The organism is Pseudomonas sp. PA-1-3F (assembly GCF_021609665.1).
GTDB lineage: Bacteria > Pseudomonadota > Gammaproteobacteria > Pseudomonadales > Pseudomonadaceae > Aquipseudomonas > Aquipseudomonas paracarnis.
This window is the reverse complement of sequence record NZ_WJZD01000041.1, coordinates 13,062-34,965: the sequence shown is the minus strand read 5'-3', so window position 1 is coordinate 34,965 and position 21,904 is coordinate 13,062. Positions and strand designations below refer to the sequence as shown.

Annotated in this window: 21 protein-coding genes; 8 read left to right on the top strand and 13 right to left on the bottom strand. The window is 61.6% G+C overall.

Annotation, left to right across the window (positions count from 1 at the left end; translation table 11 throughout):
* Window positions 1–258 precede the first annotated feature (258 nt).
* Window positions 259–1,857 carry an ABC transporter permease gene (locus GIV26_RS23690; RefSeq protein WP_236282425.1) on the top strand — a complete coding sequence of 533 codons (1,599 nt, stop codon included), beginning with the start codon at window positions 259–261 and terminating at the stop codon, window positions 1,855–1,857.
* Window positions 1,854–2,669, top strand: coding sequence for an ABC transporter ATP-binding protein (locus GIV26_RS23685; RefSeq protein WP_057975339.1), 816 nt, complete (start codon window positions 1,854–1,856; stop codon window positions 2,667–2,669). The genes GIV26_RS23690 and GIV26_RS23685 overlap by 4 nt, the downstream gene beginning before the upstream one ends.
* Here the strand turns inward: GIV26_RS23685 and GIV26_RS23680 are convergent.
* Window positions 2,656–3,726 (bottom strand): fatty acid desaturase, encoded by a 1,071-nt coding sequence (locus GIV26_RS23680; RefSeq protein WP_054920343.1) that lies wholly within the window; start codon window positions 3,724–3,726, stop codon window positions 2,656–2,658. The genes GIV26_RS23685 and GIV26_RS23680 overlap by 14 nt on opposite strands.
* A gap of 101 nt (window positions 3,727–3,827) precedes the next feature.
* Here GIV26_RS23680 and GIV26_RS23675 point away from each other — a divergent pair, with 101 nt between their 5' ends.
* The 3 genes from GIV26_RS23675 (at window position 3,828) to uraH (ending at window position 5,939) form a co-directional block, all read left to right on the top strand.
* On the top strand, window positions 3,828–4,832 hold the full coding sequence (locus GIV26_RS23675; RefSeq protein WP_034125454.1) for an AraC family transcriptional regulator: 1,005 nt from the start codon (window positions 3,828–3,830) through the stop codon (window positions 4,830–4,832).
* Between the two features lie 195 nt (window positions 4,833–5,027).
* A complete protein-coding gene (locus GIV26_RS23670) occupies window positions 5,028–5,501 on the top strand; it encodes a GlcG/HbpS family heme-binding protein (RefSeq protein ID WP_034125453.1) in 474 nt (157 codons plus the stop codon).
* A 27-nt stretch (window positions 5,502–5,528) separates the two neighbouring features.
* On the top strand, window positions 5,529–5,939 hold the full coding sequence (uraH, locus tag GIV26_RS23665) for a hydroxyisourate hydrolase (RefSeq protein WP_014716425.1): 411 nt from the start codon (window positions 5,529–5,531) through the stop codon (window positions 5,937–5,939).
* Here the strand turns inward: uraH and GIV26_RS23660 are convergent.
* Window positions 5,934–6,620 carry a Crp/Fnr family transcriptional regulator gene (locus GIV26_RS23660; protein WP_236282424.1) on the bottom strand — a complete coding sequence of 229 codons (687 nt, stop codon included), beginning with the start codon at window positions 6,618–6,620 and terminating at the stop codon, window positions 5,934–5,936. The two genes, uraH and GIV26_RS23660, sit on opposite strands and share 6 nt — an antisense overlap.
* An 83-nt stretch (window positions 6,621–6,703) precedes the next feature.
* Between GIV26_RS23660 and GIV26_RS23655 the strand changes: the two genes are divergently transcribed.
* Complete coding sequence (locus tag GIV26_RS23655) at window positions 6,704–7,273, top strand: Mpo1 family 2-hydroxy fatty acid dioxygenase (RefSeq protein ID WP_054896689.1); 570 nt, start codon at window positions 6,704–6,706, stop codon at window positions 7,271–7,273.
* Window positions 7,274–7,329: 56 nt separating this feature from the next.
* On the opposite strand, the gene GIV26_RS23650 is transcribed toward GIV26_RS23655, so the two are convergent.
* The 6 genes from GIV26_RS23650 to dibA form a co-directional block, all read right to left on the bottom strand.
* Entirely contained in the window at window positions 7,330–8,298 is a 969-nt protein-coding gene (locus GIV26_RS23650; RefSeq protein WP_236282422.1) for a sulfate/molybdate ABC transporter ATP-binding protein, read from the bottom strand.
* A gap of 3 nt (window positions 8,299–8,301) precedes the next feature.
* Window positions 8,302–9,174, bottom strand: coding sequence for a sulfate ABC transporter permease subunit CysW (cysW, locus tag GIV26_RS23645; RefSeq protein WP_054920357.1), 873 nt, complete (start codon window positions 9,172–9,174; stop codon window positions 8,302–8,304).
* 13 nt (window positions 9,175–9,187) lie between these two features.
* Window positions 9,188–10,006 (bottom strand): sulfate ABC transporter permease subunit CysT, encoded by an 819-nt coding sequence (gene cysT / locus GIV26_RS23640; protein ID WP_032894195.1) that lies wholly within the window; start codon window positions 10,004–10,006, stop codon window positions 9,188–9,190.
* 194 nt (window positions 10,007–10,200) lie between these two features.
* Window positions 10,201–11,211: a sulfate ABC transporter substrate-binding protein gene (locus GIV26_RS23635; protein ID WP_236282420.1), complete on the bottom strand. Its 1,011-nt coding sequence runs from the start codon at window positions 11,209–11,211 to the stop codon at window positions 10,201–10,203.
* 148 nt (window positions 11,212–11,359) lie between these two features.
* Window positions 11,360–11,542 (bottom strand): sulfur starvation response protein OscA, encoded by a 183-nt coding sequence (gene oscA, locus GIV26_RS23630; protein ID WP_010565387.1) that lies wholly within the window; start codon window positions 11,540–11,542, stop codon window positions 11,360–11,362.
* A 296-nt stretch (window positions 11,543–11,838) separates the two neighbouring features.
* Window positions 11,839–13,755: a phosphodiesterase DibA gene (gene dibA, locus GIV26_RS23625; protein WP_197884148.1), complete on the bottom strand. Its 1,917-nt coding sequence runs from the start codon at window positions 13,753–13,755 to the stop codon at window positions 11,839–11,841.
* Window positions 13,756–13,921: 166 nt separating this feature from the next.
* Here dibA and desA point away from each other — a divergent pair, with 166 nt between their 5' ends.
* Both desA and GIV26_RS23615 read left to right on the top strand, forming a co-directional pair.
* Window positions 13,922–15,106, top strand: a complete 1,185-nt coding sequence (gene desA, locus GIV26_RS23620) for a delta-9 fatty acid desaturase DesA (RefSeq protein WP_181124497.1) — start codon at window positions 13,922–13,924, stop codon at window positions 15,104–15,106.
* 188 nt (window positions 15,107–15,294) lie between these two features.
* The gene (locus GIV26_RS23615) at window positions 15,295–16,296 is read left to right on the top strand and encodes a GGDEF domain-containing protein (protein ID WP_034125448.1); all 1,002 of its coding nucleotides are present in this window, start codon (window positions 15,295–15,297) and stop codon (window positions 16,294–16,296) included.
* A gap of 141 nt (window positions 16,297–16,437) precedes the next feature.
* On the opposite strand, the gene GIV26_RS23610 is transcribed toward GIV26_RS23615, so the two are convergent.
* The 5 genes from GIV26_RS23610 to GIV26_RS23590 form a co-directional block, all read right to left on the bottom strand.
* A complete protein-coding gene (locus GIV26_RS23610) occupies window positions 16,438–17,640 on the bottom strand; it encodes an HDOD domain-containing protein (protein ID WP_034125447.1) in 1,203 nt (400 codons plus the stop codon).
* Between the two features lie 222 nt (window positions 17,641–17,862).
* Entirely contained in the window at window positions 17,863–19,140 is a 1,278-nt protein-coding gene (gene gabT / locus GIV26_RS23605; protein WP_014716416.1) for a 4-aminobutyrate--2-oxoglutarate transaminase, read from the bottom strand.
* Window positions 19,141–19,317: 177 nt separating this feature from the next.
* Window positions 19,318–20,760 carry an NADP-dependent succinate-semialdehyde dehydrogenase gene (gene gabD, locus GIV26_RS23600; protein ID WP_032894202.1) on the bottom strand — a complete coding sequence of 481 codons (1,443 nt, stop codon included), beginning with the start codon at window positions 20,758–20,760 and terminating at the stop codon, window positions 19,318–19,320.
* Window positions 20,761–21,179: 419 nt separating this feature from the next.
* A complete protein-coding gene (locus GIV26_RS23595; RefSeq protein WP_003187551.1) occupies window positions 21,180–21,494 on the bottom strand; it encodes a RebB family R body protein in 315 nt (104 codons plus the stop codon).
* Between the two features lie 50 nt (window positions 21,495–21,544).
* Window positions 21,545–21,859: a RebB family R body protein gene (locus GIV26_RS23590; RefSeq protein WP_003187550.1), complete on the bottom strand. Its 315-nt coding sequence runs from the start codon at window positions 21,857–21,859 to the stop codon at window positions 21,545–21,547.
* Window positions 21,860–21,904 lie beyond the last annotated feature (45 nt).

Here is a 21,904-nt window from a genome sequence, read left to right as displayed (position 1 = left end):
ACGGTCGCCTGGGGAGCAAAAAGTAGGCACAGACTGAACAAAACTTTAAATACTATAAATTCACAATTTAATAGCTTTTAGAAATATGCCGGCTAAGCCGCAGCCTCCAGAGGCATATGCATAAACAGCATCGAAAATATTCTTCGAATGCATTGGATGCGTGGCGGCGTGAGGCTTTAAATGACTTTTCTTATCTCACAATCATCTTGATCGCGCTTTTGTAAGATCGAAATCACATAACGCATTCGGAGGTCTTCCATGGCCCGGATTTCACTTCTGAGCCTGCCGCTGGCGGCCCCGCCCAAAGGCATCGCGCCGCGCTGGCCGCAGCTGGGCCAGCGTTTATTGCCGTGGCTGCTGCCGCTCACGCTGTTTGCCTTATGGTGGCTGGCCAGCCGCAATCATTGGATGAGCGAGCAGATTCTGCCCAATCCCGCCCTGGTGTGGAGCAGCGCGGTGGAGTTGGCCGGCGGCGAGTTATGGAGCCATCTGGCCATCAGCTTGCAGCGCTTGTTCTGGGGCCTGCTGGCCGGTGTCAGTGCCGGCGCGATACTGGGCGCGTTCCTGGGTTTCAGTGCGCGCGCCGAGCGCTTGGTGTTCCCGACGTTCAGCGCGCTGGCGCAAGTGCCGACCCTGGCCTGGATCCCGCTGTTCATGGTGTTTTTCGGCATTGGCGAAACCCTCAAGCTGGTGGTGTTGGTCAAAGCCATCGTGGTGCCCGTGACCCTGCATACCCTGGTAGGCGTTCGCGACGCCCAGCCCAACCTGCGCGAAGCCGCCCGTGTACTGAGCCTGCCTGGCCACTTGCTGATCCGCCGTCTGGTCCTGCCCGCCGCACTGCCTGCGTTCATGGCCGGTGTACGCCTGGCCCTGGCGGCGGGCTGGACCTCCCTGCTGGCCGTGGAGCTGCTGGCCTCCAGCGAAGGCATCGGTTACCTGATGGTGTGGGCGCGCCAGTTGTTCATGCTCGATATCGTCTTCGTGTGCATCGTGGTCATTGGCGTGCTGGGTGTGGTGATGGACCGCGGCATCGGCTGGCTGGACCGCAAGTGGGTGCACTGGCCCCATCCGGCCACTGCGCAGATTCGACGCGGGACACGCTACGAAGGCTGGCAGCGCTTGCAACCCTGGCTGTTGCCGCTGCTGCTATTGGCGTTATGGCAAGTAGCGACTCAGCAGGATTGGGTCGATCCAAACATTCTGGTCAGCCCCTGGGCGGTGCTGCAAACCAGCGTGGCGGGCGTGCTGGATGGCAGCCTGACTACGGCGCTGGGCAAAAGCCTTGGCCGGGCCCTGGGCGGGTTGCTGCTGGGCGGTAGCCTGGGCTTTGCCATGGGCCTGTGGCTGGGGCTGTCGCGGCGCAGTGAGCGGCTACTTGGCCCCACTTTGTCCGCGCTGCGCCAGATCGCGATTTTCGCCTGGGTGCCGCTGCTCACCGCCTGGTTCGGCCTGGGTGAACTGGCCAAGTGGGTGTTTATCGCCCTCGCCGCTTTCTTCCCGTTGTTTATTGCCACCCAGCGCAGCGTGCTCAACTTGTCGCCCCAGCTGCGCGAAGCCGCGCAGGTGCTGCGCCTGAACCTCTGGCAACGCTTGCGCCGCCTGGTACTGCCGGGCGCCGCGTCGGGGATTTTCGCCGGCCTGCGCCTGAGCCTGATCTACGCCTGGATGGGCACCCTCGGCGCCGAATATTTCATGCCCTCAGATGGCGGCATCGGCAGTCTGATGATCGGCGCCCAACAGTTGCTGCGCATGGATTTGATCATGAGCGGCATGCTGCTGGTCGGCCTCACCGGCGCCGCTCTGAACCTGATCGGCCAACGCATCGAAACCCGTGCCACCCGCTGGAGACACGCATGAACGCACCGATTGTCAGCTTCAACCACGTGGGTAAGTCCTTCGACGTCGATGGCTTCGAACTGGAAGCCATCCGTGAATTCAACCTGGAGGTGGCCGAAGGGGAATTTGTTGCGATTGTCGGCTCCAGCGGTTGCGGGAAATCCACACTGCTGCGCTTGCTGGTGGGCTTGGATACGCAGTTTCGCGGCGAGATCCAGGTCGATGGCAAAGCCGTCAGCGGGATCGGCGGCGAACGCGGCATTGTGTTCCAGGAGCACCGCCTGTTCCCGTGGCTGACCGTGGCGCAAAACATCGGCCTGGGCCTGGTCAACGAGCCCCTGAACGAGGCCGAGCGCAACCGTCGCATCAGCGACTTTATCGAACTGGTGGGCCTCACCGACTTCACTCGCGCCTACCCCCACCAACTCTCCGGCGGCATGGCGCAACGGGTGGCGATTGCCCGCGGCCTGGTGGCCAGCCCGCGCATCCTGTTGCTGGACGAACCCTTCGGCGCCCTGGATGCACTGACGCGCCAGCAGATGCAGGACGAACTGCTGGCGATTCGTGCCCGCGCCAGGATCACCACGGTACTGGTGACCCACGATGTGGAAGAGGCGATTTTCCTCGCCGATCGCGTGGTGGTGATGGAGCCGCGTCCGGGGCGAATCAAGCAGGTCGTCGAGATCGCCCTGCCTCATCCGCGCCAGCGCAGCAGTTTTGAATTCCACCAGCTACGCGAAGAGCTGTTGCACGAATTAACCAGCGACGACCATTACCAACCGCCGGTGCGCGAACAGATCCGCGACCTGCCATTGGCGTTCATTGCTTGCTGAAAGAGAGCTCAGTGCGCGGGTGTTCCTGGGGCTCCAGGCGATTGGCTCGCGCAAACGTGCCCAAATCATTGAAGCGCACCCCCATCTCGGCCATGACCTTGTGCGCCACCTTGGCGGTCATCTGGCGGATGTAGAACGGTTCTTTCACCACAAAGTGATGGATGCCGTGGGTGCTGCCGAAGTTGAAGCAGAACGCCTGCAACGGCCACAGCCACCAAGGGTTCAGCACTTGGGTTTGCTGCATCACATTGCCCAGTTCCACATCGCCGTAGTAGTGCATGTTGGAGCTGACAAAGTGCAGGCAGAAGGTGCGCAACACGTTCGGGCCGATGATCACCACCGCAGCGATATCGATCACCTGCATCACCTGCAAGGTACCGGCTGACCACTGAATGGGCGCGCCCATCAAACTGGCAATCCCATTGGCGGCATGAAAGCCCAGGAAGACGTACCACGCGCCCCAATGCAGCAAGGCCAGCGGTGCGTACACCAGCAGCACGCGCTTGAGGATACTGAACCTGTGCGGCCAGGTCTTGGCGCGCAACAGACGGATCAAGGCCGACATCATGTTGTCCCCCACCATCAGCAAACGTGCGATGCCCCAGGGTTCGCCATTGGTGATCGCGCGCTCTTCCATGTCGGCTTCTGTGCCCGAGACCTTGTGATGGTTGAGGTGCAGGTGCCGGCGTATCCATGGGTTGATGGTGCTTGGCCGCGCCAGCCATACCAGGCCCATCATCAGGTTGTGGGGCACGCGTTGCTTGCGAAAGTACATGCTGTGGATCAGGTCGTGTTCCAACTCATGAGTGAGCGAGGCGAAGAAAGCATTGAGCAGCAGACACACCCACCAGGCCATATGACCGCTGATATAGAGCGCTGCCGAGCCGAACATGCCCAGCAGGGCAAAGGCCAGGATGCCTGCGCCCAGTGCGTCCTGATGCAACAACCAGGGGTGCCGCTGGCGCAAGCGCACGCCTTCGGCCATCACCACCTCGCGGATATGCGCCGAACGCTGTTGTGCGTTCAACGGCTGGGGGCTTGCAGAAGTACCGTCCATGCTTCCATTCTCTTGTGAAGTGATGCCTGCATCCTGCACCCAACCCTAGCGCAGGACGCTAGCCGCGCACGCCAATCTGTTGACCACAAGCGCCAATTGCCATGACCGAACCCACTTCCCTCGCCAGCTGGACCCGTGCCCTGCGCAAGCAGCTCGACGCCCTGGGCCTCGACAGCGCCGCGCTGTGCGCCGAGGCCGGGCTCGACCCGCAGCAGATGGACGACCCCAACGCCCGCTACCGGTTGTCGGCCACCACGCGCCTATGGGCGCTGGCGGTACAGGCCAGTGGCGACCCGGCGATTGGGCTGCGGGTGTCGCGGTTTGTCAGCCCCACCACCTTTCATGCGCTGGGTTACGCATTGGTGGCCAGCGGCAGCTTGCGCGAGGTGTTCGAGCGCATCGTGCGCTATCACCAGGTGGTCAGTGATGCCTTGGACCTGGAGCTGAGCCGCCACGGCGACGTCTACCGTTTTCGCCTGCTCCAACCCCCAGGCAGCCCTGCGCCCGCGCCGGAAGCGATTGATGCCTTTGCGGCGATCTACGTGCGCACGTGTCGCAACCGCCTGGGTCGCGACTATGCGCCGTTGGCCGTTTACCTGCGGCGCCCGGAACCCGCCGACCCCGAGCCGTGGCACAGGGTATTTCGCGCGCCGGTACGGTTTGCCGCCGACGAAGACCGCCTGGAATTCGCCGCCAGCGACTTCGACAGCCATCTGGACGACGCCAACCCGGAGCTGGCCGAACACAACGAAACCGTGCTCAAGCGCACCCTCGCCCAACTGCAACCGCTGACCTGGGAACGCAAGGTGCGCGCCGCCATCGAGGCGCAATTGCCAGACGGCGAGCCAAGCGCCGAACACATTGCTCAAGCGCTGCATTTGAGCTTGCGCAGCCTGCAGCGGCATCTGGCCGATGAAGGGTGTCGGTTTGACGCCTTGCTCAATGAGTGTCGGCAAAACCTGGCGTTATTGCACCTGCGCGACCCGCAGTGCTCATTGGCCGAGATCAGCCATTTGCTGGGGTTTGCCGATACCAGCAGTTTCAATCGTGCGTTCAAGCGCTGGACGGGGATGACGCCGGGGCAGTTTCGCGACGGGTTGCAGTAGGAAGGGCCTCATCGCAGGCAAGCCAGCTCTCACAGAGGAATGGGGTTCACATCATGTGGGAGCTGGCTTGCCTGCGATGAGGCCAGTACAACCACCACAAATCCCTGAGTTTGATTACAAACCTGTCATCCAATTGTGCGGCTTTTGTTCGCGTCCACTGGTTACCGTGACGGCCTGCTTTCTGGAGCCCTCACTATGTACCGCACTGCCTTGTTCCTGAGCCTCGCCGTGGCCACCGTCGCCCAGGCGGCACCACAATTACCACGCCATGCCGAGCTGGATCTGCACACCGCTCGCCAACTGGCCGACGCCAGCCTGGCCCACTGCACCGCGGCGCTGACCGTACTCGACCGCGGTGGCAACCTGTTGCTGGGCCTGCGCGCTGACGGTGTCGGCCCGCACAACAGCCTCGCCAGCCAACGCAAGGCGTACACGGCGCTGTCGACAAAAACCCCGACCCGGCTGTTTGCCGAACGGGCGCGTAATAACCCCGAGGCCGCCAACCTCAACAGCTTGCCCGAGCTGCTGTTGCTCGGCGGTGGCGTGCCGCTGTTTGCCGACGCAGAACTGGTCGGTGCCCTCGGCATCGCCGGTGCCGGTGGCGCCGCGCAGGATGAAGCCTGCGCCGTGCAGGCCGCCGAGCAACTGGGCTTGAAAATCACCCCTTGATTCCACTTCCTTCAAAAGGACTTCGCGATGAAAACCTTGAGCATGACCCTTGCCGCACTGAGCCTGAGTGGCCTGTGCAACCTGGCCCTGGCCGACGGCAACCCCCTGAGCGTGCACGTACTCAACCTGGAAAACGGTCTGCCAAGCGCCGGTGTCAACGTGACCCTGGAACAGCACGTGGGCGATAAATGGCAGTCGCTGTCTGAAGGTGTGACCAACCAGCAAGGCCGCATCGCCGAGCTGTTCCCGGCCAACCGCAGCATGCAGCCGGGCGAGTACCGCGTGGTGTTCAAGACCGGCGATTACTACAAGAAGGCTAACCGCGAGACGTTTTTCCCTGAGGTACCGGTGATATTCCAGGTCAAGCAGGCCGACCAGCACTACCACATCCCGCTGTTGCTCAGCCCTTACGGTTTCTCTACCTATCGCGGTTCATAGGCCCGCGGCCAACCGCAGCCCATTGAGGTCGCGTATCTCGATGGCACCGTAACTCAAGCCGATAATGCCCTGTTGCTCCAGCGCCTTGAGCAGACTGTTGATGGTCTGGCGCGACAGGCCCAGCATCGCCGCCAGATCCTCCTGGGGCAGTTGCAGCACGCGGCGCGCCTGATCCACTTCGCCGTAGCCTTGGGCAATCATCAACAACCGATGGGCCAGCCGCTCTGAGGCGGGCATCAGGCTTATCTGTTCGATATTGATCAACGACAGCCGCAGTTTATGGCTCATCAACAGCGCCATCTCCCGCCAGAACAGCGGATGCCGTTCGAGAATGCCGAGCATCGCCGCCTGCGGCACCTGCAGCAGCCTGCAAGCACCCGTGGCCATGGCATCGTGGGTGCGCGGCAGGTTGTCGAACAGGCAGATCTCGCCGAACCAGTAGGGCGTTTCCACCAGGCTCAACACCGCTTCCTTGCCCTGAGCACTGACCGCACTGATGCGCACCGTGCCTTCCAGCACCGCATACACGCCGCACGGCGGGTCACCGCGCTTGAACAGGTACTGCCCCGCCGTCAGCACACGCAACCGCGCCGCCCCCAGCAGGCTATGCTGCAAGTCTGGCGGCAAATGGCTGAACCAATGACCGCGAGCCAATTGCGCGTGCCATGTCCCTGTGTCCATGCGAACTCCGAAGATTGTCGCCCAGTTGACAGTTAGGCACCGACTGACAGGGCATGATCAAACATCCTACAGGAGGAACAACAATGAAAAGCCTCGTCGACCACCTCAGTCAATACGCCGCGTACCACCGCGACCCACGCAACATCGCCAGCCACTTCATCGGTATTCCGTTGATTGTGGTGGCGGTGGCCGTGCTGCTGTCGCGCCCCGAATGGTCGGTGGGCGGGCTGTGGCTATCACCTGCGGTGCTGTTGGCGCTGTTTTCGGCGTGGTTTTATCTGCGCCTGGAACTGGCCCTGGGCGTGTTGATGACTATGCTGATGGGCTTGTCGGTGTGGGCCGGGCATGTGCTGGCGGCGCAAAGCACGGCGGTGTGGCTGAGCAGCGGCGTGGGGATGTTTGTGGTGGGCTGGGTGATTCAGTTCATCGGGCATTACTACGAAGGCAGGAAGCCTGCGTTTGTGGACGATGTGTCCGGGCTGATCGTGGGGCCGTTGTTTGTGGTGGCGGAGTTGGCGTTTTTGCTGGGGTTGCGGCAGGACCTCAAGCGCCAGATTGAAGAGCGCTCTGGGCCGGTGGCGCGGCGCGGTCTTGATCGGTCCCATGCTCTGCGTGGGAATGCAGGCCAGGACGCTCCGCGTCCAAAAGCGTGACGCAGAGCGTCACCAGAGGTGTTCCCACGCAGAGCGTGGGAACGATCACGTGAGGCTCAGGTTTTGGGTTTGAAGAACAGGGTCTCGCCCCGCGCCAGGCCGGTGAGGCTGTCATGGTCTTTCACCACTTCGGCCTCGATCAGTTCACTCTGGCCTTCAACCTTCAAGGTCACGCGAGTGGTCGCGCCCAACGGCCGAATATCCCGCACTTGCGCCGCATGGTGATCTTCCAGTTCATGGCGTGACAGCGACACTTCGTGGGGGCGGAACAGCAGGTGCTTGTCTTCGCCCAAATGCAGGCGGTTGGAGTCCCCCAGGAAGTGATAAACAAAATCGCTGGCCGGGTTTTCGTAGACGTCGCCCGGTGAACCGATCTGCTCGATCACACCCTTGTTCATCACCACGATACGGTCGGCAACTTCCATGGCCTCTTCCTGGTCGTGGGTCACGAAGACCGAGGTCAGGTTGATGTCTTCGTGCAGGCGCGCCAGCCAGCGGCGCAGTTCTTTACGCACCTTGGCATCGAGGGCACCGAAGGGCTCGTCGAGCAGCAACACCTTGGGCTCCACCGCCAGGGCGCGGGCCAGGGCGATACGCTGGCGCTGGCCACCGGAGAGTTGTTCCGGGTAACGGTCCGACAACCAATCAAGCTGCACCATGTTCAGCAGGTCGTGAACCTTGCTGGCGATCTGGCTTTCGGTGGGGCGTTGGTTTTTCGGCTTCATGCGCAGGCCGAAAGCGACGTTGTCGAACACGGTCATGTGGCGGAACAGCGCGTAGTGCTGGAACACAAAGCCCACGTTGCGATCACGCACATCGTGGCCGGAGACGTCTTCGCCGTGGAACACAATACTGCCGGTATCCGGGGTTTCCAGGCCGGCAATGATGCGCAGCAGCGTGGTCTTGCCGCAGCCGGACGGGCCCAGCAACGCCACCAGCTCGCCACTCTGGATATCCAGGTTGATGCTGTCCAGGGCCTTGAAGGCGTTGAAGTTCTTGCTGACATTACGGACTTCGATCGACATGACTTATTCCTCACCCGCGCTGTTGCGCAGGCGGTTGATTCGGTTCTCGCTCCACTGCTTGAGCAGCAGGATGAAGAGCGCCAGGATCAGCAACAGGCTGGCCACCGCAAACGCGGCAACGTGGTTGTATTCGTTGTAGAGAATCTCGACATGCAGCGGCAGCGTGTTGGTGACGCCGCGAATGTGGCCGGACACCACCGACACCGCGCCGAACTCGCCCATGGCCCGCGCCGTACACAGCACCACGCCGTAGATCAGGCCCCACTTGATGTTCGGCACGGTGACATGCCAGAACATCTGCCAGCCATTGGCGCCCAGCAGGCGTGCGGCTTCTTCTTCCTGGGTGCCCTGCTCCTGCATCAGCGGGATCAGCTCACGGGCCACGAACGGCACGGTGACGAAGATGGTCGCCAGCACGATGCCCGGCAGGGCGAACACGATCTGGATGTCATGGTCTTGCAACCACGGCCCGAAGAAGCCCTGGGCGCCAAACATCAACACGTAGACCAGGCCCGCAATCACCGGTGAAACCGAGAACGGCAGGTCGATCAACGTGACCAGGATGCTCTTGCCACGGAACGAGTACTTGCTCACGCACCAGGCGGCGCTGACGCCGAACACCAGGTTGAGCGGCACCGAAATCAGGACGGCGATCACCGTGAGTTTCAGCGCCGACAGCGCGTCGGGCTCAAGGATTGCGCTGAAGAACGTGCCGAGGCCGTTCTTCAAGCCCTGGGACACCACCACCAGCAATGGCAGCAGCAGGAACAGCACGAATACCAGCCAGCCAAGGCCGATCAGGATACGTCGCGAGGTCGCGCTGCCACGGCGGGCGGCGTTGGCCGAGGACGCGGCGGAAATAGACGATTGGGACATGTTCCGCGCCTCCTTATGGACGTTCGATGCGCCGCTGCAACAGGTTGATCAGCAGCAGCAAGACAAAGGACACCACCAGCATCAGCACACCAATGGAGGTGGCGCCGCGGTAGTCGTATTGGTCGAGCTTGACCATGATCAGCAAGGGCAGGATTTCGGTTTTCATCGGCATATTGCCGGCGATGAAGATCACCGAACCGTACTCACCCACGCCTCGGGCAAAGGCCAGGGCGAAGCCGGTCAGCCAGGCGGGCAGCAGTGCGGGCACGAGAATGTAGCGGAACACCTGCAACGGCTTGGCGCCGAGGCAGGCGGCGGCCTCTTCGATTTCCCGGGGGATATCGGCCAGCACCGGCTGCACCGTGCGCACCACGAAGGGCAACGTGACGAAGGTCAGCGCCAGGGTGATACCCAGGGGGGTGTAGGCGATTTTGAAACCCAGGTCGGTGGCAAACTGGCCAACCAGGCCGTTGGGCGCGTACAGCGCCGTCAGCGCGATACCGGCGACGGCGGTGGGCAGGGCGAACGGCAGGTCGATCATCGCGTCGATGACCTTGCGCCCGGGGAAGGTGTAGCGCACCAGCACCCAGGCCAGCAAAGTGCCAATCACACCGTTGATGAGTGCGGCGTACAGCGCGGTGCTGAAGCTCAGCTTCAAGGCCGCCAGTACACGAGGTGCGGAAATGATGTTCCAGAACTGATCCCAGGTGAGTTGAGCGGCGTGTACAAACATCGCCGCCAGCGGGATGAGCACGATCAGGCTGAGGTACACGACGGTGTAGCCCAGCGTCAGCCCGAAGCCGGGTATGACGGGGGAGATACGACGCGACATAAGAGTCCTTGGTTAGCGGAACGGATATGCGTGCGGCCCACTGTGGCGAGGGAGCTTGCTCCCGCTGGGCTGCGAAGCGGCCCCAGAACCAGGCAACCACGATGTACCGTGAGTACCGGTTTTGGGAGTGCTTCGCACTCCAGCGGGAGCAAGCTCCCTCGCCACAACAAGCCCCGCGCAATAGTCGGTGTTGATTATTGCGCCGTGTAGATCTGGTCGAACACACCACCATCATTGAAGAATTTCGGTTGGGCAGTTTTCCAGCCGCCGAAGTCTTTGTCGATAGTCACCAGGTCCAGTTTCGGGAACTGCTGGGCGTATTTGGCGGCGACTTTTTCATCCCGTGGACGGTAGAAGTTCTTCGCCGCAATCTCCTGGCCCGCCGGGCTGTACAGGTGGTTGAGGTACGCCGTGGCGATCTCGGTGTTGCCCTTTTTCTCGGCGTTCTTGTCGACCACAGCCACCGGCGGTTCTGCCAGGATCGACAGGGACGGCACGACGATGTCGAACTTGTCGGCGCCGCCGTCTTCTTTCAACGCCAGGAACGCCTCGTTTTCCCACGCCAGCAGCACGTCACCCTGGCCGTTGTTGACGAAGGTAATGGTAGAACCGCGTGCGCCGGTGTCCAGTATCGGGACGTGCTTGAACAGCTCCTTGACGTATTCCTGGGCCTTGGCTTCGCTGCCGCCGGCCTTGAGGCCGTAGGCCCAGGCGGCGAGGAAGTTCCAGCGTGCACCGCCGGAGGTTTTCGGGTTGGGCGTGATCACTGAAACGTCTTTCTTGATCAGGTCGCCCCAGTCCTTGATGCCCTTGGGATTGCCCTTGCGCACCAGGAACACAATGGTGGAGGTGTAGGGCGTGCTGGCGTCCGGCAGGCGGGTCTGCCAGTTCTCCGGCACGGTCTTGCCCAGCTTGGCGATTTCGTCGATGTCACCGGCCAGGGCCAGGGTGACGACGTCGGCGCGCAGCCCATCGATCACCGCCCGGCCTTGCTTGCCCGAGCCACCGTGGGACTGCTGGATCTTGACGTTGTCGCCGGGGTGGGACTGTTTCCAGAAGCTGGTGAATTCAGCGTTGTAGTCCTGATACAGCTCACGCGTGGGGTCGTACGAAACGTTGAGCAACTCGTAGTCCTTGGCAACGGCGGAACCGGCAAACACGGCACTGGCCAATGCGGCCAAGGCATAACGGCGAATCGACGACATAGAAGCTCCTGAAATTCTTGTATGTTGGCGCAACCCTGTAGGAGCGAGCTTGCTCGCGAAAAACCCAAGAGCACCGGGTTAAACCTGATGCGCTGCGTTATCGTTGGCGTTTTTCGCGAGCAAGCTCGCTCCTACTGGTGACTTATTCTTAGGCGGGTTTGTTACCCGGGTTCTGCAGACGGAATTTTTCCTTGCGTTCGATCTGTACCACTTGGGCGTTGTGCACGGTGATTTCCACCGCGCCAAACCGCAGGTCGCGCAAGGCGCTCTGGATTTCACGCAAAATGGCTGCTTCGTCCTGGCCGTCAACGCTACGTAGAGATGCGCTCATGGTCTCGCTCCTGAAATGAGTAGTGCCTGGCAGTGGCGGCACTGCTTGCGGCGTGAGGGCGATAGTAGATAAGCGCGGATATTCTTAAAAATACTATTTAAGAATGTTTATATAACCAGAAAGAATTTTCTGATAGGGCATGGGGTTGCAAGGGTTTCGGCAGAAAAAACGCTCACACACAGGCGCCGCAGAACCCCTGTGGGAGCTGGCTTGCCTGCGAAAGCGGTGGTGCAGTTACAGATACAGTGACTGACACACCGCCTTCGCGGGCAAGCCCGGCTCACACATTGACCGCGTCAGTCCTGGCGGATCAGAGGTGCTCGGGTCCAGTCGATTTCATCAGCCGGCATGGGCCGTCCAAACCAGTACCCCTGGCCCATGTCGCATTCCTGATCCAGCAGGAACCGCGCCTGTTCCACCTGCTCGATCCCTTCGGCGTGCACCTGCATGCCCATGCTTTTGGCCAGGGCGATCACCACGCGCACGATCGCGGCGTCGTCTTCGTCCCACGGCAAGCCCGCCACAAAGCCCTGGTCGATCTTGAGCTTCTGCACCGGCAGGCGTTTGAGGCGCAACAACGAGGAATAGCCGGTGCCAAAGTCGTCGATCGCCAGGCGCAGGCCCAGTTCGCGCAGGCGGTGCAGTTGCTCCAACGCGACTTCCGGGTCGTCCATCACTGCGCTCTCGGTGACTTCCAGCTCCAGGAAGGCCGGGTCCAGCCCAGTGGTGTGCAGCACTTGGGCCACTTGCTCATACAACTCGCGTCGGGCAAACAGGCGGCTGGAGACATTGATTGCGATAAAGCTCAGCGGCGCGCCGTCGGCCAGCCATTGGCACATCTGGCGGCAGGCCTGGTCCATCACCCACGCATCGATGTCGGCAATCAGTCCGGTGCGCTCGGCGATGGGGATGAACTCGCCCGGGGGTACCAGGCCGCGTTCCGGGTGCTGCCAGCGCACCAGTGCTTCAACGCCGACCAAACGGCTGTCGTGCAGGTCGTGCACCGGCTGGTAATAAACGCGCAGCTCATGTTGGTCGAGGGCGCGACGCAGCTCGCCAGCGATTTCCACCCGATGCTGGGCGTGGGCGGTCAGCTCTTCGGTATACAACGCGTAGCCTTCGCGCCCGGCGCTCTTGGCCTTGAACAACGCGGAATCGGCGTTACGCAACAGTTGCTCGGCGCTCAGGGCGTCACTGGGGAACAGGCTGATACCGATACTGGCGCTGATAAACAGCTGGTTGCCGTCAAAAATGAACGGATCCTTCATGGCGTTGAGCATGCGCTGCGCCAAAGCCGCCGCTTGCACCACCTGCGGGCAGCTTTCTGCCAGCACGGCAAATTCGTCGCCCCCCAGGCGCGCCAGGGTAACCCCCGGCCCAAACAGGCCGCTCAGGCGTTCGGCCACCAACTTGAGCAACTGATCGCCAACGTTATGGCCGAGGCTGTCGTTGATGATCTTGAAGTGGTCCAGGTCCATCAACAGCAGGGCGCAGCCACGTTTATGCACCTGCGCGGAGGCCAGGGCCTGCTCGGCGCGATCGGTGAACAGCAGGCGGTTGGGCAGGTCGGTGAGCGGGTCGTGATGGGCCAGGTGCGCCAATTCGTGCTCGGAGTTCTTCATGGCGCTGATGTCCGAAAACACCGCCACGTAGTGGCTGACCTGGCCCTGGTCATCGTGAATCACCCGGATGGTTTGCCACTGGGGGTAAACCTCGCCGCTTTTACGGCGGTTCCAGATTTCCCCGCTCCATTCGCCGGTGCTTTCCAGGGCCTGGAACATTTGCTGGTAGAAATGCGCCGAGTGGCGCCCGGACTTGAACAGGCTTGGCCGTTGGCCCATCACGTCGTCGCGCTGGTAGCCGGTGATCTCCATAAACGCGCGGTTGACGTGCACGATCAGCCCCTGGGTATCGGTGACCAGCACCCCTTCGCGGGTGCAATCGAACACCGCAGCGGCCTGGCGCAGGCGCTCGCGGTTCTCTTTCAGGGGTTGTTGCAACGCATGGGCACGGGCAAAACGCCGGCCTATCCAGTAAATGAGCAAGGCGCTGAGGCTGACCCACACATAACCGCGCGCCTGCAGCCAGCGCCCCAGCGCCCAAGGTTCATCGATAAAGTTGATTAATAGGTAATTGCTGAGCTGGAGCCAAACGATAGAAACCAGCAGGTACACCAACCCCGCACGTAGGGCACCTCGGTATGAAAACAGCATATGCTTAGTAATCCTTACTAAATAACCAGAATCGCCCTACAAAGGATCAGGATTATAGAGTAGGAAACACTTTGTAAGTCTTATCTGAAACGGTGACTGGTTTTATCTGCAAAGGAAGTGATAATGCGGGTGCTGTTTTTTTCTTTATCTGAGGGCCATACAGCCTATGTGGTACAACGGTTTTCTTGATCTGTCCGCCTGGCAACTGGTGGCAGTCACGCTGTTGATGACCCACGTGACCATTATTGGGGTCACTGTCTATCTGCACCGTTATTCGGCCCATCGCTCGCTCGAGCTCAATGCCGGCCTTAAACACTTCTTCCGCTTCTGGCTGTGGCTGACCACGGCGCAGAACACCCGCGAATGGACCGCCATCCACCGCAAGCACCACGCCAAGTGCGAAACCGTCGATGACCCGCACAGCCCGGTGATCAAGGGCTTGTCCACCGTGCTGCGCAAAGGTGCCGAGCTGTACCGCGCCGAGGCGGAAAACCCCGAGACCCTGCGTATCTACGGCAAAAACTGCCCGGACGACTGGATCGAACGCAAGCTTTACACGCGCTACCCGCTGCTGGGCGTGGCGCTCATGGGCGTAATCGACCTGCTGCTGTTCGGCACCATCGGTATCACCATCTGGGCGATCCAGATGATGTGGATTCCGTTCTGGGCCGCAGGCGTGATCAATGGCCTGGGGCATGCCGTGGGCTATCGCAACTTCGAATGCCGTGACGCCGCCACCAACCTGGTGCCGTGGGGCATCATCGTCGGCGGCGAAGAGCTGCACAACAACCACCACACTTACCCCAACTCCGCCAAGCTGTCGGTGAAGAAGTGGGAGTTCGACCTGGGTTGGGCCTGGATAAAAGTGTTCAGCTTCCTGCGCCTGGCCAAGGTGCAGCGCGTGGCCCCCATCGCCCACCGCGTCGAAGGCAAGGGCAGCCTGGACATGGACACCGCCATGGCGATCCTCAACAACCGCTTCCAGATCATGGCCCAATACCGCAAGTTGGTGATTGGCCCGCTGGTCAAGCAGGAGCTGGAGAAGGTCGATCATTCGGTGCGCCACCAGTTCCACCGCGCCAAGCGCCTGCTGTCGCGGGAAACCAGCTTGCTGGAAGACCGCCACCACTTGCGCATCCAGAGCATGCTGGAACACAGCCATGCCCTCACGGTGATCTACGAGAAGCGCCTGGCGCTGCAGCAGATCTGGCTCAAGACCAGTTCCAACGGCCACGACATGCTGGCAGCGATCAAGGAATGGGTGCATGAAGCCGAGGCCAGTGGCATCCAATCCCTGCGCGATTTTGCCCACCAGTTGAAGACTTACTCGTTGCGTCCTACAGCGGTGTGAGGGCGCCGTGGGAGGGTTCGCCCTCCCACGCACTGGCTTTTTGGCGCCATTTTCCGGGCACCGACAATGCATGCTGATCACGGAACTTCACCGCAATTCCCCTCTCTCAAAGAACACTTCGCCATCATGGTGACCCCTTGTAGTGACCGCTTTTGCACCCTGCGGCGCGCCCAGAGAGAGTTGTACCGATGGTTCACGAAAAGCCCAGCCTGCCCGATGTGCCCACCGCAGAGCCGCCGCGCCCGGCCGCGGCGGCGACCCTGTTGGCGCTTATGCATGCTCAAGGTGAAGTCGAGCGGCTGAGTGAGCGTGAGCAACTGCTCAGTTCCCTGCTGGTCAGCGTGAACGCCGTGCTGTGGGCCATCGATTGGGAAACACGCCGCGTGCTGTATGTAAGCCCGGCGTACGAGCGCCTGTTTGGCCGCTCCGCCGGCCTGCTGCTGGCCGACCACCGTGAATGGCGCAACAGCGTCCACCCCGAAGACCTCGACTACGCCGAACACAGCCTGGCCCGTGTGCTGGAACAGGGCGCCGTGGAGGACCGCGAGTACCGCATCATCACCGCTGACGGTCAGATCCGCTGGTTGAGTGACAAGTGCTACATCAACCAGCAGGTGGTGCCCGGTGAAGCGCTGATCGTGGTGGGCATCGCCGAAGACATCACCGAAAAGAAGCAACTTGAGCTGGAACTCCATCGCCTCGCCACCACCGACGTACTGACCCAAAGCAGCAACCGCCGACACTTCTTCGAACTCGCCAACCAGGCCTTCGACAACGCCTGCGTGCAGGGCACCCCGCTGGCGTTCCTGTTGCTGGACATCGATGATTTCAAAGACATCAACGACACCTACGGCCACCTGGAGGGCGACCAGGTGCTGCGGCGCATCGCGGAAAGCGGTCGCGGGGTATTGCGCCGTGGCGACCTGTTCGGGCGCATTGGCGGCGAAGAATTCGCCGCCGTCCTGCCGGGTTGCCCACCGGAGATGGCCCTGCAGGTGGCCGAGCGGTTGGGCAAGGAAATCCAGGCGTTGGTGTTCAGCTACGAGGGGCATGAATTCAATGTGACCGTCAGCCAGGGCCTGGCCGGCCTGCGCGAAGATGACTCCACCCTCGACAGCCTGTTTGCGCGAGCGGATGCGGCGATGTACGAGGCCAAGCGCCAAGGCAAGAACCGCGTTATAGCCGGTTAACACCGCTTGGCATTTATGCCTTTTTGTAGGAGCGAGCTTGCTCGCGAAAAACTCACAGGCGCCGCGTTTATCCAGGAAGCCCGCGTCATCGTTGACGTTTTTCGCGAGCAAGCTCGCTCCTACATGCGTTCGGTGTGTGTTTCAGGTTTTGCGCACTCGGGTCAGTTCCGACAAGCCGACCTTGAGCAGCCGCGCCGTCTTGCTGCCAGCCAGTTCTTCCAGCCCTTCGTGCTCGGTCAGCCGCGCCATTTGCACCGCCAGGTTCACCACCAGGGCTTCGCGCGAATACACCCCGCCTTCCAGTGAATAGATCCCTGCGATCAACTGCCGCAACTCCAGCGGCAAGCGCCAACGCGTGCGCAACGCCGAACCGTAGGCGGCGCCAAAGGCGTCGAGAGATTCGCCGATGGCTTCATCATCCAGGGCGCCGCCGCCCTGGCGCCAGTCTTCCAGGCAGCGCAACAAGGCCAGGTCGCCCAAGCGATGCAGGATGCAGGCGCTGTAGCAGCGCTGGTGGTCGAGCTCCAGCATGCGCGCCAGGCGCCGGGCGTAGTCGGCGCTGTCCTGGGACAATTGCCAGTGCCGCTCGGCGTAGGCCACCAGCCCAGGGTCGCCCAACACCACGTTGTGCTTGAGCGCCAGGCCCAGGATGAGGTTCATGCTCTGGCCGGGCACCAACTTATGCAGGGCCTCTGACAGGGTCTGCACTGGCGTGCCGTGGTAGCCGGCGCTGTTGGCGGCGGCGATCAATACGGCGGTGATTTGCGGGTCGCTGTGCACCTGGTCTTCCAACTGCTTGAGGTCCAGGCCTTCGGGCCCCAGGCTGCGTTGCACGGCGGTTTTCACATCCACACGCAACGGCGCCCCATCGCAGACCTCGCGGCGCCGCTCGAGGAAGGCTGGCAAGGTCATGCCCGGCGCCAGCGGTGGGATTTCGCAGTACACGCTTTCGCCTTCGTTGAGCAGCAGGTCTTGCAAGCGCTGGGTCAGGCTTTCCATGTTCAGCGGGCGGGTCAGGTAGGCGGTGGGCGCCAGGGGCAAGGCTTCGCGCACGCTGGCGCTGTCGTTACGACTGCTCAGCAAGATAAACGGCAGCGAACGGCGCTTCTGGCGCACGCTGCGCAGCAGACTCAAGCCATCCACGCCCGGCAACTCCCAATCCGCCAGGATCAGGTCATAGGTTTTTTCGCCCAACAGCGTGGCGGCGTGCTGCCCATCGGCGCACACATCCAGCCGTGCGTCACAGCGCACATTCAACAGCACTTGCTTGAGCAGATCCCGCGACCAAGGGTCTGCTTCGGCGATTAACACTCGGGGTACAGCGGGTAAATCAACAGCAGTCATCCAGCACGCTCCATCGGCAATGCTTGCACCTTAGACAATGCAGGCGCGTGCGTACAATGAAGCAGGCACAAAAAAACCGCCGAAGCGGTTTTTTTGTACGGGCTGTAACCTGTGGCGAGGGAGCTTGCTCCCGCTGGACTGCGCAGCAGTCCCAAATCAAAGAGCGGGGCCGCTTCGCGCCCCAGCGGGAGCAAGCTCCCTCGCCACAGTGACTAAGGTTGGTCAGAGTTCGGAGAAGCACTCTTCGATGATCGCCAGGCCTTTGTCCAACTGCTCGTCCGGCGAGGTGAGCGGCACCAGTACGCGCAACACGTTGCCGTAGGTGCCGCAGGACAGCAGGATCAGGCCCTTGTCACGTGCCTTGGCTACCACGGAGGCAACAGCGGCAGCGTTTGGCTTGTGGGTGTCGCCGTCTTCGAACAGCTCGACCGCGATCATCGCGCCCAGGGCACGCACTTCGCCGATCACCGGGTACTTGGCCTGGATGGCCTTGAGGCCAGTCACCAGGCGCTCGCCCACGGCCTTGCAGCGGTCCAGCAGGTGCTCTTCTTCGAACACTTCCATCACGGCCAGGGCTGCTGCGCAGGCAATCGGGCTACCGGCATAGGTGCCGCCCAGGCCGCCTGGAGCGATGGCGTCCATGTACTCGGCCTTGCCGCACACACCGGCCAGCGGGAAGCCGCCCGCGATGGATTTGGCGAAGGTGGTCAGGTCGGCGGCAACGCCCATCTGTTCCATGGCGAAGAAGGTACCGGTACGGCCGGCACCGGTTTGCACTTCGTCGGCGATCAACAGGATGCCGTGCTTGTCGCACAGTTCGCGCAGGCGCTTCATGAAGGCTTTCGGCGCGACGTAGAAGCCGCCCTCGCCCTGCACCGGCTCGATGATGATGGCGGCGATATCACGCGGCTCGGCATCGTTCTTGAAGATGCGCTCGATGCTGGCGATGGAGTCGTCGACGCTCACACCGTGCAGTTCGTTCGGGTACAGCGCACGGAACACGCCGCCCGGCATCAAGCCCATGCCGGCCGAGTAAGGCACGACCTTACCGGTGAGGCCCAGGGTCATCATGGTGCGGCCGTGGTAGGCGCCGGTGAAGGCGATCACACCGGCACGGCCCGTGGCGGCGCGGGCGATCTTCACGGCGTTCTCCACCGCTTCGGAACCGGTGGTGACCAACAGGGTTTTCTTGGCGAAATCACCTGGCACTTTGGCAGCGACTTTCTCACACACTTCTACGTAGGGCTCGTAGGCCAATACCTGGAAGCAGGTGTGGGTCAGCTTGTTGAGTTGCTCGGTCACGGCCGCGATGATTTTCGGGTGCACGTGGCCGGTGTTCAGCACGGCGATACCGCCGGCGAAGTCGATGAACTCGCGACCTTCAACGTCGGTCACGGTGGCGTTCTTCGCGGAGTCAGCGAAGATCGGGTGAATCTGGCCAACACCGCGCGGTACAGCGGCTTCGCGGCGTTTCATCAGGGATGCGTTGGTCTTGCTCATAAAGTCCTCATTCGCCGCTCATCGGGCGGCGTGGCTCAAGGATAGGTGGCGGGGAGGCAACTACGGCAGCATGCGATGATCGACTGCCACAGCTTTCCCGGCCACTGCGAATAACCATGTGAAACACGCAAAGGGGCAGCGCTCTCGTGCCCTCTGCGTTTACTGCAATCCCGTGCCTTAGATACCCAGGCAGAGGTATTTGATTTCCAGGTAGTCCTCGATCCCGTACTTGGAGCCTTCACGGCCCAGGCCGGAGGCCTTGATGCCGCCGAACGGCGCCACTTCGTTGGAGATCAACCCGGTGTTGACGCCGACCATACCGTATTCCAGGGCCTCGGCCACACGGAACACACGGCCCAGGTCGCGGGCGTAGAAGTAGGAAGCCAGGCCGAACTCGGTGTCGTTGGACATGGCGATCACTTCGGCTTCGTCTTTGAAGCGGAACAGCGGCGCCAGCGGGCCGAAGGTTTCTTCCTTGGCCACGGCGGCGTTTTTCGGCACGTCGACCAGGATGGTCGGCTCGAAGAAGTTGCCTTCCATCACCTTGCCACCGGCCAACAACTTGGCGCCTTTGCTCAGGGCATCAGCGATATGTTCCTGCACCTTGGCCACGGCTTTTTCGTCGATCAGCGGGCCGGTGGTGGTGCCGTCTTCCAGGCCGTTACCGATCTTCAGTTTGGTCACCGCCACCTTGAGCTTTTCAGCGAAGGCGTCGTACACCGAATCCTGGATGTACAGGCGGTTGGCGCAGACGCAGGTCTGGCCGTTGTTGCGGTACTTGGAGATGATCGCGCCTTCGACGGCCTTATCCAGGTCAGCGTCGTCGAACACGATGAACGGTGCGTTACCGCCCAGCTCCAGGGAGACTTTCTTGATGTCCTTGGCGCATTCGGCCATCAGTTGGCGACCAATTTCGGTCGAGCCGGTGAAGGACAATTTACGCACGATGGGGTTGCTGGTCAGCTCGCCGCCGATGTCGCCAGCGCTGCCGGTGACTACGCTGAGCACGCCTTTGGGGATACCGGCGCGGTGCGCCAGCTCAACCAGGGCCAGGGCCGAGAACGGGGTTTGCGAGGCCGGCTTGATCACCATGGTGCAACCGGCGGCCAGGGCTGGGCCGGCTTTGCGGGTGATCATCGCCGCAGGGAAGTTCCACGGGGTGATGGCGGCGGTCACGCCGATAGGCTGCTTGATCACGATCAGGCGCTTGTCGGGCTGGTGGCCGGGGATCACGTCGCCGTAAATGCGCTTGGCTTCTTCAGCGAACCACTCGATAAAAGAAGCGGCGTAGACGATTTCGCCCTTGGCTTCGGCCAGCGGCTTGCCTTGTTCGAGGGTCATCAGGCGGCCGAGGTCGTCCTGGTTTTCGATCAGCAGCTCATACCAACGGCGCAGCTTGTTGGCGCGCTCCTTGGCGGTGAGTGCGCGCCAGGCAGGCAGGGCCTTGTCGGCGGCTTCGATGGCGCGGCGGGTTTCCGCGGCGCCCATCTTCGGCACGGTGCCGAGAATCTCGCCCGTGGCCGGGTTGTTGACCTTGATGGTTTGACCATTGTCCGCATCGACCCAAGCGCCATCGATAAAGGCTTGCTGGCGGAACAACTGGGTGTCTTTAAGCTGCATGTCGGCTTTCCTTAACAGCACCGCGCGCACGCGGAGCGAATTAGAGTTGTTGAAAGGCGCCTTGTGGGCGATGTCTTTGTAGGAGCGAGCTTGCTCGCGAAAAATTCAAAGGCGCCGCGTAAAACCAGAAGCGCGACGTCATCGTTAACGATTTTCGCGAGCAAGCTCGCTCCTACACGACATCAACCTGGGCTGCCGTCAGGGAAATCAGTCCAGCACGCCAGGATAGGTGAAAAGCGCACGGGAGACAGAGCGTTTGAAATCTCAAACGAATCCTAGGATCAATGGGGGTACAGGGCAATAGTCTGTTCGAAAAAAAGAACGATTATGGCGCATCTGATTCATCTTTCGGATCAAGTGCCCACACGACAACAGCCCCGGAGCCTTGTGGGCGCCGGGGCTGCTGGGGGCTCTGCAGTTTAAGGTTGGAACGACTTGAGCACGGCCAACAGGCTGGTCAAGTTGTCGGCCACGCCGCCCTGGGCGACTTTCTCGGTGGCGGCGGCGCCAGCGGTGGTGTCGACGCTGTAGATCTGCATCACGCCCTGGTTGGTGGCCGCCTGAGCCAGGGTGTTTTGTTGCTGTTGGGCCGAGACCGAGTTCTGGAACAGGATTGCCGTGGCCTGGCCCATGGATTGGTAAATGGTGCTCATGGCCATCGCGGGTGATTCGGCAACCACCTTGACGTTGGTCTGAGTGACGGCATCGGTGATTTGCGGGCTGACTGTACTCATGGTTGAAACTCCTGGGTTGAGAAAGAACAACATCCGTTATTGCTCAGTGCTTACGGCTGGAACGACTTGAGCACGGTCAACAGGCTGGTGAGGTTATCCGACACGCCGCCCTGGGCGACTTTCTCGGTGGCCGCCGCACCTGCGGTGGTATCGACGCTGTAGATCTGCATCACGCCCTGGTTGGTGGCCGCCTGGGCCAGGGTGTTTTGCTGCTGCTGGGCCGACACCGCGTTCTGGAACAGAATCGCCGTGGCCTGCGCCATGGATTGATAGATAGTGCTCATCGCCATCGCAGGCGATTCGGCCACCACTTTGACGTTGGTCTGGGTGACCGCGTCGGTAATTTGCTCGTTGACTAATGGCATGATCAATTTCCTTATTTAGTACACGGTGCATTCCGTGTTCATCAA